Origin of the sequence: Rhizobium azibense (assembly GCF_004342325.1) — a bacterium.
Classification (GTDB): Bacteria; Pseudomonadota; Alphaproteobacteria; order Rhizobiales; family Rhizobiaceae; genus Rhizobium; species Rhizobium etli_B.
In genome coordinates this window covers 1-1,098 of the sequence record NZ_SMBJ01000045.1, presented here as the reverse complement: position 1 = coordinate 1,098, position 1,098 = coordinate 1, and the positions used below count along the sequence as shown (strand labels likewise).

Genomic DNA, 1,098 nt, shown 5'->3' with positions numbered 1-1,098 from the left:
CGGAGGAATTTCCTTGCCGGTAATCTCCGAGACCTTCATCAGGAATTCGTCGGTCGCCTGAACACCCAGCGGATAATGGAACGAAGCCGTAACCTGACCGACCTCCTTGCAATATTCCAGCGTTTTGCGCGTGTTATAGTGCTGCAGCGACAGGGTCGCTTCGGCATTCAACGCCGTTTTCAAGTCCTCGATCTTCGTGCCGCCGTCATACATGCGGTACGTACCGTCAGACGGCGTGTCGAACTGGTCGGAGGCATCCTGGATGAAGATGTAGGATACGCCCATCATGTCGAGCAGGCGCTTCAGTTCGCGGTTGTTGCCGACGCAGAAGCCGTCGAAGCCGGGAATGATGTTGATGGCTTGAGCAACCTCCTTCCGCTCGTTGCCTTTCCAGAAGTTCTCCAGAATGCCCTTGATCATGCCGTCATAGCCATCGACGTGGCTGCCGACGAAGGCAGGCGTGTGGGCGAAAGGAACATCGAAGTCGTGCGGGACCGACCCTTCGTTCTTTGCGTTTTCGATGAAGCCGTGGAGGTCGTCTCCAATGACTTCGGCCATGCAGGTGGTCGAGACGGCGATCATCTTCGGATCGTAGAGCTTGTATGTATTGGCGAGCCCGTCGACCATGTTCTTCAACCCGCCGAACACTGCCGCGTCCTCCGTCATCGAGGACGAGACCGCTGATGAAGGCTCCTTGAAGTGACGCGACAGATGCGAACGGTAATAAGCGACGCAGCCCTGGCTGCCATGGACGAAGGACATCGTTTGCTCAAAGCCTGCGGCTGCGAAGACGGCACCGAGCGGCTGGCAGGCTTTGGCCGGGTTCACGACCAGGGCTTCGCGGCCCAGGTTCTTTTCGCGATACTCCCAGGTCTTCGTGAAGTCGTTTTGATCGGCAACGACCTGATCCGGGTGGGGGCATTCGAAATTGGCTTTCTTCTCGGCGAGCATCTGCCTGTATTCCGGCTCGCGGAACAGGGGAGCATGGTCGAGAACTTTTTCCGCCGACTGCGGCATAGTAAGCACCTTTCTTTTCATCGCGCCGCACCGGTGGCGGCAATGGGATGTCATCTGTCACGAGTGCGGATCAAGTCCGAT

At 57.6% G+C, this 1,098-nt stretch carries 1 protein-coding gene; it reads right to left on the bottom strand.

Going from position 1 to position 1,098, the window contains the following annotated elements; translation table 11 throughout:
• Positions 1–1,017 (bottom strand): nitrogenase molybdenum-iron protein subunit beta (gene nifK, locus EV130_RS32400; protein ID WP_092755373.1); only part of this gene is annotated, 1,017 nt, incomplete at its 3' end.
• Positions 1,018–1,098: the final 81 nt, after the last annotated feature.